Raw genomic sequence first — 17,163 nt, 5'->3', positions numbered from 1 at the left:
GACATGTCACGAATCAAAATTTTTGCGGACAGCACAAGTGATCTGGCTCCAGAATGGATCCAGCAGCACGATATCGGTATCATCCCTTTATATGTCGTGTTCGGTGAAGAATCACTGAAAGACGGTGCTGAGATTAAGCCTGAACAGCTATATGAACGTGTTAGCCAAGATGGGCGTCTTCCCAAAACAGCTGCACCTTCCCCTGCTGATTTCATAACGGCATTTCAACCTTACATAGATCAAGGGGATGAGATTTTATATATCAGCTTATCTTCTGAACTTTCCTCTACCTATCAAAATGCACGACTAGCGAGTTCCGAGTTCCCGGAAGGTCGAATATCGGTCATTGACTCACAGAATCTCTCATCAGGAATTGCACTGATGGTGATGAAAGCTGTTCATGCTGCTGATAAAGGACAAAACCTGACTCAGATTACACACCTGATTGAGGCGATGAAATCAAATGTACGCACGGAGTTTGTTATCGATACACTAGAGTATCTGCATAAAGGCGGACGCTGTTCGGGCATGCAGAACCTGATTGGAAGCCTGTTGAAGATTCGTCCTGTCATCCGGGTAACAGATGGCAAGATGGCACCTGCTTATAAAGTGCGCGGCAAACGGGAGAAAGCTCTGGAACAAATGCTGAATAATACGCTCAGCCAGAAGGATCAGATCGATCCAGACCTGCTGATTGTTGTGCACACCATGGCTGAAGAGGATGCGCTTGACTTGAAGAAGTCTTTACAGGAACAGACGGGTGCCCGAGTTGAACTAACCACTGCTGGTTGTGTAGTATGCAGTCATTGCGGCCCGAAAACGATTGGAATCATCTATAATACTGTTTTATAGTATTACACGTTACATCGTATCGTATTACCCAATCCAATCCTTTCTTCTGGATCTGTATGTGGTACATCCAATACTTGGACTGGCATACCGTTATAAACTAAAAAGGGCATTCCGAGCTTAATCGCTCAGGATGCCCTTTAATATTTTTGCTAAACTTTTGAATGACCTACACTTGGTCCATTGCTCATTATGATAATGGATCAATAACTTTTGGTCCGCAGATCATCCAGACTTTTGAATGCATATCCTTGCTTGCGGGCCTCATCAATAATGGAACCCAGAGCCTCCGTGTTATCTTTGGATACTGAATGAAGCAAAATGACAGCGCCCGGATGGAGTTGTTTCAACACCTGTTGATGAGCATATTGTGCGCCACGCTGCACATTGGTATCCCAATCTTTATAAGCAACAGACCAGAACACATTCACATACCCTTGGGCATGACTCTCTGCAAGCGTACGATTGTTAAAAATTCCACGCGGTGGCCGTAAAAAGGTCGCTTGTTGACCGGTCAGCCGGTTGACCTCCGTCTTGACCTTCTCAAGTTCCTCTCTAAGCTTTTCATTGGAGATGCGGGTCATATCCGGATGACTCCATGAATGATTACCGACAATATGACCTTCAGCCGCCATACGTTTGACCAACTCAGGCTGATCTTTCAGATAATGACCTGTCACAAAGAAAGCAGCTGGCACCTTCTTGGTACGCAAAACATCCAGTATGGCAGGTGTGAATCCATTCTCATACCCGTTATCAAACGTGAGATACAATTCCTTCTGTTTTGTATCCCCCAGGAAAATGGCATCGTTATGTTGTAAGATTGATTTGAAGCCTTCCTGATCAATGGAGGGCAGTTGACCGTTTTGACTTTTTTTGAAGCCAAAGTGATACGCTCCGGTAACCGGTGATGCTTCAGTCTGTGCCGGTACCATACTGATGGATAACAGTCCCAACAGTATATATAGAACCATTCGCTTCATTCTATCCGCTCCTGTTCCTGAAAAATTCGGTTAGTCGTTTGCACACACGAACACCTTCAGGTAATATGCCACAGGAACGGCTAATGTATGTAAATCATTAACGATCGAAACGTTTATTTTCAGGTTGTGGCGGAGATTGATGGAACAATTCAAGTAAGGTCTGAGGTTCGCCACTGGAAGCAAGCCATTCCCTCACGGTCTGTATGGCACGGGTCTGTCCATCTCCCCGATCACGCCATGTAAGCAACTCGATAACTTTGATAATCAAGGCCGACATATTGTGATTATCCAGTTCAGACCGCTCTGCCCTCAGCTTGTGATACAAAGCCTCCTGCTCCCAATCCAGTAGAATCTCATCACCGATGGTTGGCTTCAAAAGTGTATACGCTCTGTCACAACCTTTACAACGAACCGTGCTGACCTGTTCATCTATAAATTCCGCTCGGATATCCTGCTGGCAATCCGGGCATTTGAACCCAACTTGTATGTTTTGTATGTTTTTGTTCATGACATTGTTCCTCCTGCTATGTGAGCATTTTGCATCATTCGATTCAAAATACTCCTTGGATATATGCATAATGCTTATGTATGTACTACATCTATACCCGATATTTTGTCGATTCACGCTTATTTTGAAGAAATCTGTAAGGTGCTATAATCTTGTAAATATGTTAAAATATTATACATATCATGGTAGGGAAAAGGCGGGATACTCATGTCGAAGGAAGAGCGCAACATAACCTGGCAATCATCCAGCATCAACAGGCAAGACCGGGAGAAGCATAATGGGCACCATAGTCGTGCCATATGGTTTACCGGGTTATCAGGTGCAGGAAAGTCATCCCTTGCATTTGCCCTGGAGCAGTATCTCTACGATCAAGGCGTACGCTGTTATGTTCTGGACGGGGATAATGTACGTCATGGACTGAACCGTGATCTCGGTTTTACAGCAGGGGATCGTCAAGAAAATCTGCGGCGAATTGGTGAAGTATCAAAGTTAATGGTAGATGCCGGGTTGTTTGTACTTTCGGCTTTTATCTCTCCTCATGAACAGGATCGGGAGATGGTTAGACAGTTATTTGAACCAGATGATTTCATTGAAATCTATGTGCGCTGTTCAATTCAAGAATGTGAGCGTCGTGATCCCAAGGGTCTATACAAAAAAGCACGCAATGGTGACATCCCGCATTTCACAGGCATTTCCGCCCCCTATGATGTACCCAAATCTCCTTCATTTATCATCGATACAGAGCAATGGTCCATTGAGGAAGCCGTGCAAGAGATCGTACAGCATTTGGAGCAGATCGGTGCTCTTCAACTGCCACTTCCTACGAAAACAGCCCTCGTTCATTAATTCTTGCTCATTATACTAACTACTTACATGAAAGGCGCGCCCATCGTGGCGCGCCTCTTTACGTTATGTCATAACCGACTTACTGCCCCACAACACCTGCTTGCATGTTCAAAAGTTTGCTGAACGTCCCTACCGGATCAGTAGATAACTGCTGGTACCCGCCCTCTTGAATCACCCGACCTTCATCAAGTACAATTACACGATCTGCCGTCCGAATCGTAGACAATCGGTGTGCAATCACAATAATGGTCACATGTCCTTTTAACCGTTCCAGCGCCTCATGAATGTACTGTTCATTCTCACTATCCAGCGCACTCGTTGCTTCATCCAGTACCAATACAGAAGGATTACGCAACATAGCCCGGGCAAGCACCAATCGCTGACGTTCGCCCCCGGATAGACGAATGCCCCGATCACCAATAATCGTATCCAGACCTTGAGGCAGCTTCCGTACAAATGCCGCAGAGGAGGAAAATTGCAAAGCCTGCCACATCTGTTCTTCACTTGCATTTGGATCAACCAGACGCAGATTCTCACGAATACTTGTGTGAAACAGGAATGGATCTTGGGAGACATATCCGATGGAACTTCGCCAGCTCAATAATCGTTCTTCTGACAGAGGAACACCGTCAATCAAAATACGACCAGTTTCAGGCCTCACAAGGCCCATAATCAGATCTATCAGCGTGCTTTTGCCTGCTCCGGATTTCCCCACAATTGCGGTCATACCCCTTGCTGGAATCGAAGATTGCACATTTCTCAATGAGTAAGCATCACTTCCCTCATAGCGATAGCAGACATCCTCACAGGTGATAGATCCCTTCAGTTCCATAGGTTGAATCCCATCAGTTCCAACGTCTCCTGCCGAAGCAATCTCTTCACTAATCTCACGACTCTTCGCCGTCTGCGCTTGTAATTCTCTGACTACCCGAAATGCAGGCAGCATGGAGCTGATGTACTCCAGATTGGACTGAATTGCCGTAAACCTTGGCCATAAGCGGGAAAAGATTAGGATGATGAGCAGCAGGCTTGCGGGTGGCACCGTCATTACACGGAGAGAAAGATAGATGAATGCCGCAATAATGATTGCCGCGGACATCCGGTGAATTAGCTGTGTTCCACTGTTCAATTGGCTAAATTGAATGACATTGCGTTCTATCTGTCTGCACATGCGCTCAAACCAGTTCATGTGGGAGCGCTCAAGCATGTTGCTCTTAATATCCTTAATGCCGTTGAAATGCTCGGTAATGCCGTTATAATAACTTTGCGAGAATTCAGAGGTCTGGTCCCCGATCTGCTTGGCGCGCTTGACGAATTTTCGTAAGACGATAAATAATACCAATCCACAGACCAGCACAAGTGCCGTCAGCTTGGCGGATAACCAGAAAGCAAGACCGATCTGAATGCCCGTAAAGATCAGAGAGGCTGCCATTTGCAGCATAATGCTCGTTCCCTGGCTCACACGTGCAAGTTCAGTCGTTAATATATGGTTAAAATCGGATTTTCGTTTTTGGAGAAAAAATGACCATTGCGCCATAATAATAGCACCATAGGTTTCCATGCGCAGCGTTCGTACAAATTGCTGTTGGATTCGAGTATTACGGATCGTCTGGAGACGCTGCATCCAGGCCTGTCCGGAGACAATCAACACAAAGGTGAACAATACGAGTAACAATTGGCTATTTTCAGAAAAACGATTCAGTACTTCGCCAATCCAGGGAATGTTTAAGCCTGTGGAGCCCATCTCAAATATGCCAATCAGACTCAGCATCGGAACAAGCATGTAGATACCGATCCCTTCCATGAGACTGATACAGATCATCCCTAGCAGATTCCAATATAAGATGGGCCCCGTGACATGATGCAACTTTCGCATGAAATACCTTAATTCCGAGATCATACTTTACCCCTTTCCGTCACCGTATACCTTTTAATTCGCCGCCAGAACCAGAGAAACGGACGTAACGGAAAGTATAGAAAAAACAAAGAACGTGGAAGTGGCAATTGATCCACATCCCATGTACTTGGATATAAACGTTCAATAAAGAAAAACCATTTCTGTTTTGTACTTCGAAGTTTAAACAAATACGATTGATAAGACTTCATATCAGCCGGACTTTCCAGCATGTCGTTCATGAACTTTGCGCCTTCGTTGGCTAATCGCTTGCCTGTACGGTCACTTAAGGACATCAAGGACCTGTACTCTACATCCAGCGGCGTATTCAACAGATCTGAGGCTAAGTGAAGAGCCTGCGAACCGATCGATAAACGCCCCTCCGCTTTCAGACGTCTCTCTAATTTCTTCACATCAAGTGGCATGCTGCGGATCATCTGGTCGATATCCAGTAACCAGCGCAGTCTGAACCAGCCGTGTCGTGCACCATGGGTTACGAGATAAGCCCATAGGTCTTCTTGTTCGAGCATACGGACAGGTGTCTGTGTGTATGAACTGAACCGGCTGCGTTTCCACAGCAATTCAAAATCGGTTTCTTTGCCCGAATCCGGGTTCAAGCGCCAATGGATCTCCACTTGAGTCCTTTTGACCGGATGGATGTAACAGATATGATGTTCCCGCCATTTCCAGCTGCGCACCGTAGGTGCCCGCTCCCCTTCCTTGGATACATATCCGAGGGTAGCCAGAATGCCTTCAGCCGCTTCCACATCATCAAACGGAATCAGGATATCCAGGTCTTTGGAGGTTCGCATCGATACATCGCCATAGAGATCATGGGCGAGCGCTGGTCCCTTTAGTGTAATATTGCGGATACCGCGTTCACGAAAAGCACCACACACCTGCTCCATTTCAGCTGTTAGATGTAACATGCGGAACGTATTGACCGTATATTGTTGTCTCAGACTCTCCATAACATCTGCAGGAATGATTGCAGAGTTGAATTCTTTCATTTTCACATAAAGGACAGAGTATAAACGGTGATGATAGACAAGCCGCAGAAAAAGTTGCCAATCGGTTCCTTGCAAACCCGCCTTGAGTTCTTCAGGGGATAGAGCCGTCAGATCACCTCTAATCATGCTCAAAATCAGCTTAAGCTCCTTCGGAAACCCTGATGAATAGAGTTCACTTTCATGTATCATAGACAATCTCCCCAGATCCCTTCTCCGGACACCGTTTGCCAAACACACCGACAACCGTATATTGGTCCATAGTATCAGCTCCGGTCACGATCAATTTACCACTTCGCAGCCAGGCATGAGCCATCATATGTCCTTGCTTATTCCGTGCAGTCCCCATATATAACGTACTCTCTATCTTGCGTCGCTCAAGCATCTTCATCCCGGCAATCGCCATTACAAGGCAGCGGCTTTCCCATAACGTATATTTGCTGGCGAGCGAAATTGCTTTGGAAATATTCCGTATAGTGATGACCTCGCTGCGTTCGAGTCCTGTCATCGGTGTTTCTACCATAGGCGTACCCAGCCCTGGCGCGATTTTAGCGAATGGCATAGCCTTCTGTATGCGTGCCCAGCCAAGGAGGATATAGGCCTCCCATACCAGTCGACGCATCGACCGCGGGAGCGAGAGATAAGCCTTTATTTTTCGCAACATGTTTCTACACTCCGCGAGTAACGTCGATTAAACCTTCACGGGACAGATGTTCCAGGAATTGCACCACCTGCTCACGACATACATCTGGCTCAATCTCATACTCCGCAGCAAGTACCTCAACAACTTCACCCAGCGTGCGTTCTTCTGCGATCAGGTCCCAGATTCGTCCACCGGTACTCCCGAGATTATAGTATTTTCCAGAGCTAATGCTCATCATGACTTTCTCACTGCCCATATCACTGACCAGATTGCCTTCCTTCCGGGTTACCCGGTCTTCCACATTCATCGGCGTAGTTGCTGTCATTGTCCTGTATGCACTCCTTTACGTATATGATCTGTGATCCGATCCACCATCTCAAATGCTGTAAACTCAGCACCCGTTCTGACCAATCTGCCAATCTCCACACTTGCTGAAAGTCTTGAAGCCGTCTCAAACAACCATTGTGCCAGCCCCTGTCTTGCAACGAGTCCACCACGGAACGTATGCGAGCATAACAGATGCAGTCGTTCTAGCCCCGTCACTTCCACCAGTTGAACAGATGTATGGTTTGCCTCCGGTTGTGGAGCAAGTTCGAATATTCCACCTAGTGGTACGGCCATCTCATGAAAATAGTGCTGAACAGGTATCGCATACTTTGTAATCTCCGCGTGAACCGTTGCATAATCCTGCTCCTTCATGCCGAAGCCGTCCAGACTGGGTTGCCATAACTTCTGTTGCGGGTAACCAGGTGATACAATAGCTCTTCCTCCGGCATCCCAGGTCAGTGCAACAACATCATCGGTGAGAAGCGGATATCCGCGTGATGCCAGTGCAGCCGACAACGTCGATTTGCCTGCTCCCGAATGTCCGACAAATGCGTAAGCCCAGCCATCAATAACCACTGCACTGCCATGCAATGGAAGGATGCCACGCTGCATCATAATGACCGCCATACAGGTGCCCAGGATGAATAATCTGACCTTTTTCTCATCCGCTCCTGGCTGAGGGGATACAACAATGCGCTTTCCTTGTTCCATTAGAAACAGACCTGTATCTTCGATTTTGAAAAAAAGACTGCCCTCTCGTGCCACAAAGTTGTCGTTGCCTACATCCCAACCCTCCCACAATAGGGTCAGATCTGAAGACTCGATGTGCACATCCACGACATCAAAATCAGTCTCTGCATCCTTGGGTGCGATCTGTAGTTCAGGCATTCGAATTTGACTCGACCAGCGCAGACCATACGCCACATAATGCACAGGCAACAATGAACGACGCCTCCTTCGTAATAAAATGTAAAAAAAGCCCTTATATTCATGTTGCTCAATATAAGGGCGGAGGCGAAAAGCTGGATTTGTTGCATTTCCGCCCTTTAAGTATGATGACACTTCATAAAACTAAACAACTTAGGAAGTTGGATCGTACAGATCCGCATCGTGAACCGTGATCCAGTCAATTTGTCTGTAGCCAGTACCGGCCATTGTTTGATTGACTTCCAACACTTCAAGAGCTGGTGCTTGCCATTCCTTTTTTTCCATTTGCATCGTATTCACCTCCTTTTCGCACTTCTAAGTATGATGGCATATGGTAAAGCTTTCTAACTAGTTCCGTAGAGATCCGCATCGTGAACCGTAACCCAGTCGATATGTTTGTAACCTGTGCCCGCCATTGTTTGGTTGACTTCCAATATTTCCAGTGCTGGTTCTTGCCATTCCTTTTTTTCCATTTGCATCGTATTCACCTCCTATCATGAGTCAATTGTAAGAAAAATCCGGGCCCACAGTTCACCGGGCTATATCAGAATTTCCGAATGAACCGATAGACGATCAGACTATGCATCATCAATCGCAGATCTGGATGTGAAGCAAGCTCTGGTCTCGGACTTGGAAAGTTGGCCAGGGCGGATTTGATACGCTCCGTGTTTAATATGCCAGCGACCTTGCTGTCAGAACACAAAGCACGTAACTCAGCGGTAAAGGCATCCCAATTCGGAATGATACGATGTAACCAATCTGCAGGCTGCACACCCCGTACCCGCTGATTCAGTCTGACCTTGTCAGGCAACTCCGGTGAAGTAGCCCGGCGAATCAATGAACGATCCGTCCCTTGTTTCACATATTGTTCAATCGGAACGGACAGACAGAACCGGATGACTCTGGCATCACTTGTCGGATCACGTTCCCAAGCGCGGTAACGCAGAGAACATTTCGTAGCTACAGCACCGTTTTTGTTGGCGATGGCCAGGTTATTGAATTTCTCGGCACGTACTTTGAGTGCATCAGCCTGGGCACCGCCCTGCAGAACAATAATGGATTTGAGTCTTTCCAGTACACCCGTTCTCTGCGCAAAGTCAGGATGGATCAATTGTACGGATGCGGCCTGGCTGGCTCCTTTGGACTGAGCCTTGAACCAATCCGGATATGCCTTTTTCCCGGTGATCTTGGCTATACGTGAGAAAGGCATGCCCGTTCGTTCACTATACTGCTGCATCTCACGGAACCAGCGGTACCAGCGGCCACTTTTCAGTAGACTGGCGTAATAATCCAGAGCCGGTCCCCAGGAGATGGTGAAATTACCACGTGCCCCTGTGAGCAGGATGCCTGCATCTTGCTGGCTCGCTTTTTCATAGAATCCGCGAATCCAGAATGAATTTTCAAAGTATTTATAGGGCATTTCCATAATGTCGAGCCAGGTATCTACTTCACTGAGTGGACTTCTGCCTTCAAAATCGAGGTAGTTCTCTGTGATATTGCCGACATGATTAATCGTGGAACGTATGAAGGGCCGTTCGTCTGCGAGCAACGTTTTCGACGTATAATCTGTGAAATCGGGTACGGGAACATAACTATAGGCCTGCAGCCGTTTGCCCTGACTTCTCAGTGTTCCGGAAGCAAAACCAACCACGGCTCCCGAGTCCAGTCCGCCACTTAATGCAGCAGCCACCTGTCTGTGCGTTCGCAATCGTGATCCAACCGCCTGCCCAAAGACCTCCCGAAACGCTTCTACATACTCGCCATCGGATTTAAGCCTTAGAGGTTCCACTTCATTCCAGCGATGATATTGCTTCAGCTCCAGTCTCCCATCCCGGAAGACAAGTGTATGTGCAGAAGGCAGCTGGCTTATTCCCCGATATACAGTTGAATTGATATCTGCTGAATCATGCATGTCAGGAATGGCAAGGAATTCGGACAGCCAGGTCTCATCAAGTTCTTTATGTACCCCTTCAAGCCCGAGCAACGGATTCATCAGTGTGCAGAAAGCAAAACGTGAACCATCATGTCGGTAATAAAAAGCTCTCATGCCTGTAATGTCTCTCGCTGCATACAGTTTTCGATTCCGCTCATCCCATATCGCGAATACAAAATCCCCCAGCAATCGGACGGCTACATCGTCTCCCCAGCGCTGATAGGCACGCAAGATCAATTCACTATCCGCCAACATAGCCAGTTCAGCTCTAGATATTTGTAATTGATCTGCCAGTTGTTCCCGGTTATCCAGAATGGCATCTGCCGTGATGGTCAGACCACTTTCCTCATCATATAAAGGCAACTTCTCGCTAACCGATTCTGGTGTAATCCATTGGGCATGACAGCTGAGGAACGCCTCATTGCCTTTCCACACTCCTGTTGTATCCGCAGGGACATGCCCCAGGCTTGCGTACAGACGCCAGCTGTCTTCCCATAGCGCCTGCTGACCATCGTTGTGAACAATTCCTGCTATGGCGCTCATGACTTGCCTCCCCGTAGAATCTTGCGCTGTGAAGCCCATGCGCTGATCTGATGACCAAATGGTACCCATGATTTGATACGCTGTATTTTGCTTTGAGCAGAAGCCAGCTGGACTTTCAAGCGTTCTCGCTCACTGTAACCCCGTTCCAGACGATGATCTGCTGCACGTAATGCGGCTTGCAGCTGTCTGATCGTTACCAGTGCAGCTAGCGTCGGGTCTGTCTTTTCCGGTTCTTCGACAACTGGGTCATTACGATTCCCAACCGGATCATGAACGACAGAATCTGCCGGTTGCATTCGGTATTGTGGTTGCCACTGGCAACCGGTCGCTGCTGTCAACTGATGCGTGATTCGGTCAATGACCTCTTGATCCGGACTTGCATCATAATGTACACCCGTCCATTGTTCGGCTTCTGCGAGCTGTTCACTGTATCCCATCTGGTGGAACAGATCTGCCCCCATCACACGGCAATACAGTTCAACTTCATGTCGTTCTAATATGTTTTTCCAGTTGTTAACAGAACCCTGATGTGCCTCTTGATGCGAAGAGAGGAAAGGATCACCCACGCCCATACTGTAGAACATGTCAGACTTGGCACTGTCCAGAAACTGTCCATACTGCTCCATTCCCTGTTCATATCGAATTCCCAGAAACGCACATAGTTTCTCAAGTTCTTCTTGCGGATTGGAAACCAATCGTTCATATTGCAATTCATACGCATTGGAGTGGGGTTTGGCAAAATAATCATTCAAGCGGAGCATCCCAAGTGTGAGATCTACGGATTTCATATTTAATTTGGGACTCTGCAGACTATGAATCAGGTCGAATCCTTCTCCTGTATGGCGGTTTACCTTTTTGAATGATGCTGCTACGGCCAGAGGATTACGCTGGAGATGAATGCGCTTGGACTGTGGGAACAGACGATCCAGCCATTCCAGCATGTAATAATAACGCGGAGATTTATCAACGACGAAGTCTGCTCCGCTCCCCTCCAGGAATCCATTGTAGATTTCAAGAGCAAAACTGTTGCACGCCTTCTCGAAGACATCCTCAGATACCATGGCATTGTAGAACTGGCGCATGATGGAGCTGCCACCGTAAGCACGTGAATCAGCCTTGGGTAAATCGACAAGATTCATCAGAAACCACATTTCCTGGGTGGCAAATATACGACTATGATTTTGCAGCATTACGGTGGATAAGGAACTACCACTACGGGGAACACATAGTAAGAAAACAAGTCCGTTACCTTGAGCATCGATCAATGGCAGCCTCTCCTCTGTTCATTAGTATAAATGTGTAGCTGGGATAGACCAGACTCTACCTTTGTGTTTGGCAAAACGAGTAATATGCACGCTATAGGTCAGCATTTTGCAATATTCCGTCGGAAGTTCACCCGGGAATGAAGCAAAACACATGATTACATTCGACAACTCTCAGATACAATATGTATTTATAGTTTTACTCTATGATACAAAATGTATCATGTCAATCTTTTATTTTCACCTTTTCATAAATTGATACTCTTTCACTGTATTCTGCTGTCTGTCATTTAAGCACTTATTCATGGATCAATTATGTTCTGATTGCACAAACGCGAATAAGCTCCAGACATGTTCTGTGAGGAACAATGCCTGAAGCCATACGTAATCCGTTGAGAAACTTAATATGAAAACGGGTGAACAACCATCAGGTAAACCTTACATTCGAACTTTTCCCAGGAGCTCCGACGCTCCCATTTCGCTCTTCTTCCTGATCTGCCCGTGTAACATCCTGCATCCCCCTCTGTACCTTCACGGTTAACAATACAGCAATGCCCGCGATGAAAAAGAAGATCAGCGACAGAATGCCCCAACGCGTGGAACCCGTGATCTGCCCAACATAACCAAACACAAATGGACCAAAGATTGAAGAGAATTTGCCTGTAATATTCACAAAACCAAAATACTCTCCTGTTCTGCCTGCTGGCATCAGATTGCTAAACAGGGAACGCGCTGTGGATTGACTCACACCCTGCACGACACCAACCAGCCCGGCGAGCACATAGAAGTGGATCGCTTGTGTCATGAAATAACCGAGAATCACAATACATATGTAGACCGATAAGCTAACGATTAATACCTGCTTTGCTCCCCAACGCTGTGCCCATGCTCCCAGTAACAATGTACACGGGAACCCGATGAACTGGGTTAACAGTAGCGCGAGCATCAGGTCGGCTGTGCCTATGCCTATACTTGTCCCATAGATCGTAGCCATTAGAATGATGGTATTAATGCCGTCATTAAAAAACCAGAAAGCCACCAACATGCGGATTAACTGGGGAAAACGCCGCATCTGACGAAAGGTTTGCCGCAGTCTGCGCACGCCCACCGCAGCATACCCTGTCCACGTTCCGGGCAGCTCCGGTGATGCAGGCCGTCTCGGAGCATGGCGGAAGATCGGTATCGAGAACAGCAACCACCACAACGAGACGGAGATAAAAGCAAGTCTTGTGCCTGCCAGTGTACTGCTCATCCCGAACCAGCCCGGTTGCTGAATCATCAGCAGGTTCACCGCAAGCAGCAAACCTCCTCCAATATAACCATAGGCATAACCTTTGGAGGATATCATGTCTCTTCGTTCCACAGGTACCAGATCTGGCAGCATTGCATCGTAAAAGGTATTACCACCTGCAAAACCAATCGTAGATATGACCAGCAACGCGGAAGCAAGGAACCAGTCCCCTTCACCGATTGCGCTGAATCCCAATGTGGCAAGGACGCCTATAATTGCAAATACACGCAGGAAGTCGCCCTTCCGTCCTGACAAATCAGCTAGCGTGCCTAGCAACGGTGTTAGCAGAGCTACGCACAACATGCCAATGGAGTGTGTATAGGCCAGGTAGGAGGCGGCGGTGTCCGTATCCAGTGTTGCTGCAGCCACCGAAGCATAGAATACAGGCAGTACTGCGGCCAGTACTGTTGTTGCATAAGCCGAGTTGGCCCAATCATACATAATCCAAGCCTTGATCGCCTTTTTATTCACATAAATCCTTCCTTTACATGCATCTCTATATTAGTGCGAGTTCAACAAGTCTAAGTGGACTTTTTGAACAACCTCTATTAGATGCCAGATCGATGTCTTTCTCCTATTGTAAAGGAAGGATATCACACTTGTTCACTATTTCTGTAAAAAATGGTGCAGTTCTGTTCTTACGACTCACCTTACCTCTGAGGTGAACTTGCGTAATTGTATCATTTTATATCCACTCTCATCACATATCGTCCTCGCCCGTGAATATACTTAATTACCGACAGGCCAAACTGTGCCGCGTAATCAATGGGGGGTGCCTACATGTCAAATTCACACCAGCCTTACTCGTTCGTTGTGTCGAAGGAAGATTGGTCGCTTCACCGCAAAGGGTACCAGGACCAACAGCGCCATCAGCAAAAGGTGAAAGATGTCATCAAGCAGAATCTGCCTGATCTGATTACGGAAGAAAACATCATCATGTCTGATGGAAAACAAATCATCAAGGTACCAATCCGCAGTCTGGATGAGTACCGTTTTGTGTATAACTACCAGAAGCAAAAACATGTCGGTCAAGGAGACGGTGACAGTCAGGTCGGAGACGTCATCGGTCGGGATCCCTCTGCTTCGCAGAAACCCGGCAAAGGAGAAAAAGCTGGTGATCAGCCTGGTCATGATATTGTGGAAGCCGAAGTTAGTATTGAGGAATTGGAAGATATGCTCTTCGCTGAGCTGGAATTACCCGATCTGAAGCAGAAAGACAAAGACCTGATTGAGACACATACGGTAGTTTTCAACGATATTCGCAAAAAAGGCATGCAGTCCAATATTGACAAGAAACGTACCATTCTGGAGAATCTGCGTCGCAATGCAACGACTGGTAACCCAGGCATCCACCACATCAGTCCAGACGACCTGCGCTACAAGACATGGGAAGACAAAATCATTCCACAATCCAATGCCGTTATCATTGCCATGATGGATACATCCGGGTCCATGGGTTCGTTTGAGAAATACTGCGCGCGCAGCTTTTTCTTCTGGATGACCCGTTTTCTACGCCGTCAGTATGAGAAAGTTGAGATTGTTTTCCTCGCCCATCATACGGAAGCCAAGGAAGTAACCGAAGAAGAGTTCTTTACCCGTGGCGAGAGCGGAGGCACCATCTGCTCCTCTGTATATATGAAGGCACTGGATATTATTGACAGTAGGTATCCACCTTCCAGCTACAACATCTACCCTTTTCACTTCTCTGACGGGGATAATCTGACCTCGGATAACGAACGGTGTGTGAAGCTGATCGGCGAGTTAATGAAACGTAGCAATATGTTTGGATACGGCGAAGTGAATCAGTACAACCGCAGCAGCACACTGATGTCGGCTTACCGTCATATCAAGATGGATCAGTTCATGTATTATGTGATCAAAGAAAAAGGCGAAGTGTACAAAGCTTTGCGCAGCTTTTTCCAGAAACGGGAAGGAGGCAGCGTTAGATGACAGATGAGATCCGCGACCTAGAATACGCTATTGCCGAGATTATGGAGATTGCCAATGGTTTTGGTCTGGACTATTACCCCATGCGGTACGAAATCTGCCCATCGGATATTATTTATACATTTGGAGCCTACGGCATGCCGACCAGATTCAGCCACTGGAGCTTTGGCAAAACATTTCATAAGATGAAAATGCAATACGATTTTGGACTCAGCAAAATTTATGAGCTTGTCATCAACTCCAACCCTTGTTATGCCTTCTTGCTGGATGGAAATTCCCTGATTCAGAACAAATTGATCGTAGCCCACGTATTGGCACACTGCGATTTTTTCAAAAACAATGCCCGCTTCTCTAAATCCAACCGTAATATGGTCGAAAGCATGGCCGCTACGGCGGATCGGATCAGCAATTATGAGATGGAATACGGAACGGAAGCGGTTGAAGCATTTATCGATGCCGTGATCGCAATTCAGGAACATGTGGACCCACAGCTGATTAAACCCCGGCATTTGGACAAACAACGCTACATGGAGATGAAAATGCGGGAGCAGCGCGGTGAGAAAAAACCACGGCCGGAAGGCCGCTATGATGATCTGTGGTCACTTGATGACGTGCAGACCGAAGAAGCACCCGCTGAAGGTATTCAGGTTCATCATTTTCCGCCTGAACCGGAGAAGGATGTCATGTGGTTTATTCAGGAATTCTCGGAAGTGTTGACCGACTGGCAACGGGATATCATGAGTATGATGCGTGAAGAGATGTTATATTTCTGGCCACAGATGGAAACCAAAATCATGAACGAAGGCTGGGCATCCTACTGGCATCAACGCATTATCCGTGAACTTGATCTGAACAGTGAGGATACGATCGAATTTGCCAAACTCAACTCCTCCGTGGTGCAGCCATCCAAACAAAGTCTGAATCCATATTATTTGGGACTGAAGATCTTTGAGGATATTGAACGGCGCTGGGATAACCCAACCCGTGAAGAACAGGAACGTTGGGGCCGCAAACCAGGCCAAGGTCGTGCCAAAATGTTCGAGGTGCGTGAATTCGATTCCGATACCTCCTTTATCCGCAATTACATGACCAAGCAATTAACTGAGGATCTGGACCTCTACGTATTTGAGAAAAAAGGCCCGGACTGGAAAATCACCGACAAGTCCTGGGAGAACATACGGGATCAGCTCGTATTTTCACGTGTCAACGGTGGCTCCCCTTACTTGGTCGTGCAAGATGCTGATTATCTGCGGACAGGGGAACTCGTGCTCAAGCATCAATATGAAGGCATTGAGTTGGATCTGAAATATATGGAACGCACTCTGCCTTATCTGTATCGCCTCTGGGGACGTACCGTGCATGTGGAGACACGTGTCGAGGATAAACCGATCTGGTTTACGTATGATGGCAAGAAACACCACCGCAAGTTTATGTAAGGTTTTCGATTATCATTATAGGAAACGAAAATATAAATGTGCTTATCATGGATGAGTTTAATGATTAATAAAAGATAAGACATAAAAAAAGCGGCAAGTCCCCGACATACACGGGGACTTGCCGCTTGGCATTTCATAATTAATATTTAAAATTACGTTTCATTGCACCATGCTTAAATGAAGTGATTACATATCGCTCACCGTTGTCCAACAGCTTGTAAGATACAACGTATCGATCCACGAAACAGTAGTACGTGTTGCGGTACTCACGAGACGGCAACATTGTTCCCATAGTAACGATCTTCTCTTCAACACGGCGAATGAGATTCATTTTGTATTCCATCGTTTCTTGATCTGTAAAATGTTCGCTTTTGATCTGGCGAAGTCGGTTCATTGCCGTGGCGGTCCATTGAACCATCAATTACAGCTCACCACGCTTCACCAGTTCAATCAAGTCATCTGTTGAATACAGCTTGCCTTGTTTTATGTCTTTCTCAGAAGCTTCAATCATTTGCCGTATCTCCGGATCGGAGTCTAGCTCATCCACCGGGTTATAGACTTCATATTCCAGACCGGCAATACGAATGAATTCCTTATGATCCTTCTCATAGGATTCAATGACAGTGCCATCAGGAGCCTTAAGACTAAAGTTCATCCTTCGCAACCTCCTTTGATGATATCGCTAAATTTGGTGAATCATACTTTTACCTGAATTATAGCATACAACTAGGTGACATCTCAGCCCAGCCATGAAACCATTACTTTTT

Annotated in this window: 18 protein-coding genes; 4 read left to right on the top strand and 14 right to left on the bottom strand. The window is 46.8% G+C overall.

Going from position 1 to position 17,163, the window contains the following annotated elements; genetic code table 11:
- Positions 1-3 precede the first annotated feature (3 nt).
- On the top strand, positions 4-852 hold the full coding sequence (locus tag MKY95_RS09840; RefSeq protein ID WP_076318333.1) for a DegV family protein: 849 nt from the start codon (positions 4-6) through the stop codon (positions 850-852).
- A 200-nt stretch (positions 853-1,052) separates the two neighbouring features.
- Here the strand turns inward: MKY95_RS09840 and pdaA are convergent, their stop codons facing one another.
- Entirely contained in the window at positions 1,053-1,832 is a 780-nt protein-coding gene (gene pdaA, locus MKY95_RS09835; RefSeq protein ID WP_036669871.1) for a delta-lactam-biosynthetic de-N-acetylase, read from the bottom strand.
- 97 nt (positions 1,833-1,929) lie between these two features.
- Complete coding sequence (locus MKY95_RS09830; RefSeq protein ID WP_339198440.1) at positions 1,930-2,340, bottom strand: hypothetical protein; 411 nt, start codon at positions 2,338-2,340, stop codon at positions 1,930-1,932.
- 207 nt (positions 2,341-2,547) lie between these two features.
- On the opposite strand from MKY95_RS09830, the gene cysC reads away from it, so the two are divergent.
- Entirely contained in the window at positions 2,548-3,186 is a 639-nt protein-coding gene (gene cysC, locus MKY95_RS09825; RefSeq protein ID WP_017689556.1) for an adenylyl-sulfate kinase, read from the top strand.
- Positions 3,187-3,265: 79 nt separating this feature from the next.
- Here cysC and MKY95_RS09820 read toward each other — a convergent pair whose 3' ends face one another.
- The 10 genes from MKY95_RS09820 to MKY95_RS09775 form a co-directional block, all read right to left on the bottom strand.
- Positions 3,266-5,083: an ABC transporter ATP-binding protein gene (locus tag MKY95_RS09820; RefSeq protein WP_179088658.1), complete on the bottom strand. Its 1,818-nt coding sequence runs from the start codon at positions 5,081-5,083 to the stop codon at positions 3,266-3,268.
- Positions 5,083-6,216, bottom strand: coding sequence for a nucleotidyltransferase family protein (locus MKY95_RS09815; protein ID WP_256721285.1), 1,134 nt, complete (start codon positions 6,214-6,216; stop codon positions 5,083-5,085). Before MKY95_RS09815 ends, MKY95_RS09820 begins: the two co-directional genes overlap by 1 nt.
- A gap of 52 nt (positions 6,217-6,268) precedes the next feature.
- A complete protein-coding gene (locus MKY95_RS09810; protein ID WP_017689559.1) occupies positions 6,269-6,751 on the bottom strand; it encodes a lasso peptide biosynthesis B2 protein in 483 nt (160 codons plus the stop codon).
- 4 nt (positions 6,752-6,755) lie between these two features.
- Entirely contained in the window at positions 6,756-7,055 is a 300-nt protein-coding gene (locus MKY95_RS09805; RefSeq protein WP_017689560.1) for a lasso peptide biosynthesis PqqD family chaperone, read from the bottom strand.
- Positions 7,052-7,999 carry a hypothetical protein gene (locus MKY95_RS09800; RefSeq protein WP_053061507.1) on the bottom strand — a complete coding sequence of 316 codons (948 nt, stop codon included), beginning with the start codon at positions 7,997-7,999 and terminating at the stop codon, positions 7,052-7,054. The genes MKY95_RS09805 and MKY95_RS09800 overlap by 4 nt, the downstream gene beginning before the upstream one ends.
- A gap of 138 nt (positions 8,000-8,137) precedes the next feature.
- Positions 8,138-8,275 carry a paeninodin family lasso peptide gene (locus MKY95_RS09795; protein ID WP_174806426.1) on the bottom strand — a complete coding sequence of 46 codons (138 nt, stop codon included), beginning with the start codon at positions 8,273-8,275 and terminating at the stop codon, positions 8,138-8,140.
- A 53-nt stretch (positions 8,276-8,328) separates the two neighbouring features.
- Positions 8,329-8,463 (bottom strand): paeninodin family lasso peptide, encoded by a 135-nt coding sequence (locus MKY95_RS09790; protein ID WP_179088635.1) that lies wholly within the window; start codon positions 8,461-8,463, stop codon positions 8,329-8,331.
- A 65-nt stretch (positions 8,464-8,528) separates the two neighbouring features.
- Positions 8,529-10,460, bottom strand: a complete 1,932-nt coding sequence (locus MKY95_RS09785) for an asparagine synthase-related protein (protein ID WP_036609989.1) — start codon at positions 10,458-10,460, stop codon at positions 8,529-8,531.
- Complete coding sequence (locus tag MKY95_RS09780) at positions 10,457-11,725, bottom strand: sulfotransferase (protein ID WP_076318328.1); 1,269 nt, start codon at positions 11,723-11,725, stop codon at positions 10,457-10,459. The genes MKY95_RS09785 and MKY95_RS09780 overlap by 4 nt, the downstream gene beginning before the upstream one ends.
- 424 nt (positions 11,726-12,149) lie before the next feature.
- On the bottom strand, positions 12,150-13,484 hold the full coding sequence (locus MKY95_RS09775) for an MFS transporter (RefSeq protein ID WP_076318327.1): 1,335 nt from the start codon (positions 13,482-13,484) through the stop codon (positions 12,150-12,152).
- Positions 13,485-13,793: 309 nt separating this feature from the next.
- Between MKY95_RS09775 and yhbH the strand changes: the two genes are divergently transcribed.
- Positions 13,794-14,963, top strand: coding sequence for a sporulation protein YhbH (gene yhbH, locus MKY95_RS09770; protein ID WP_076318326.1), 1,170 nt, complete (start codon positions 13,794-13,796; stop codon positions 14,961-14,963).
- The gene (locus tag MKY95_RS09765; protein WP_076252399.1) at positions 14,960-16,396 is read left to right on the top strand and encodes a SpoVR family protein; all 1,437 of its coding nucleotides are present in this window, start codon (positions 14,960-14,962) and stop codon (positions 16,394-16,396) included. The genes yhbH and MKY95_RS09765 overlap by 4 nt, the downstream gene beginning before the upstream one ends.
- 139 nt (positions 16,397-16,535) lie before the next feature.
- Here MKY95_RS09765 and MKY95_RS09760 read toward each other — a convergent pair whose 3' ends face one another.
- Complete coding sequence (locus MKY95_RS09760; RefSeq protein ID WP_047842291.1) at positions 16,536-16,814, bottom strand: type II toxin-antitoxin system RelE/ParE family toxin; 279 nt, start codon at positions 16,812-16,814, stop codon at positions 16,536-16,538.
- Positions 16,815-16,817: 3 nt separating this feature from the next.
- Positions 16,818-17,051, bottom strand: coding sequence for a hypothetical protein (locus MKY95_RS09755; RefSeq protein ID WP_047842290.1), 234 nt, complete (start codon positions 17,049-17,051; stop codon positions 16,818-16,820).
- Positions 17,052-17,163 lie beyond the last annotated feature (112 nt).

This window comes from Paenibacillus sp. FSL P4-0176 (genome assembly GCF_037975265.1).
Classification (GTDB): domain Bacteria; phylum Bacillota; class Bacilli; order Paenibacillales; family Paenibacillaceae; genus Paenibacillus; species Paenibacillus amylolyticus.
This window is presented reverse-complemented; position numbering and strand designations above follow the sequence as displayed.

Coding starts and splice junctions, on each gene's coding strand:
- MKY95_RS09810 (WP_017689559.1), bottom strand. CDS start 6,751: ATGTTGCGAAAAATAAAGGCTTATCTCTCGCTCCCGCGGTCGATGCGT.
- MKY95_RS09765 (WP_076252399.1), top strand. CDS start 14,960: ATGACAGATGAGATCCGCGACCTAGAATACGCTATTGCCGAGATTATG.
- MKY95_RS09785 (WP_036609989.1), bottom strand. CDS start 10,460: ATGAGCGCCATAGCAGGAATTGTTCACAACGATGGTCAGCAGGCGCTA.
- MKY95_RS09815 (WP_256721285.1), bottom strand. CDS start 6,216: ATGATTAGAGGTGATCTGACGGCTCTATCCCCTGAAGAACTCAAGGCG.
- MKY95_RS09760 (WP_047842291.1), bottom strand. CDS start 16,814: ATGGTTCAATGGACCGCCACGGCAATGAACCGACTTCGCCAGATCAAA.
- MKY95_RS09840 (WP_076318333.1), top strand. CDS start 4: ATGTCACGAATCAAAATTTTTGCGGACAGCACAAGTGATCTGGCTCCA.
- MKY95_RS09805 (WP_017689560.1), bottom strand. CDS start 7,055: ATGACAGCAACTACGCCGATGAATGTGGAAGACCGGGTAACCCGGAAG.
- cysC (WP_017689556.1), top strand. CDS start 2,548: ATGTCGAAGGAAGAGCGCAACATAACCTGGCAATCATCCAGCATCAAC.
- MKY95_RS09755 (WP_047842290.1), bottom strand. CDS start 17,051: ATGAACTTTAGTCTTAAGGCTCCTGATGGCACTGTCATTGAATCCTAT.
- pdaA (WP_036669871.1), bottom strand. CDS start 1,832: ATGAAGCGAATGGTTCTATATATACTGTTGGGACTGTTATCCATCAGT.
- MKY95_RS09830 (WP_339198440.1), bottom strand. CDS start 2,340: ATGAACAAAAACATACAAAACATACAAGTTGGGTTCAAATGCCCGGAT.
- MKY95_RS09795 (WP_174806426.1), bottom strand. CDS start 8,275: ATGCAAATGGAAAAAAAGGAATGGCAAGCACCAGCTCTTGAAGTGTTG.
- yhbH (WP_076318326.1), top strand. CDS start 13,794: ATGTCAAATTCACACCAGCCTTACTCGTTCGTTGTGTCGAAGGAAGAT.
- MKY95_RS09790 (WP_179088635.1), bottom strand. CDS start 8,463: ATGCAAATGGAAAAAAAGGAATGGCAAGAACCAGCACTGGAAATATTG.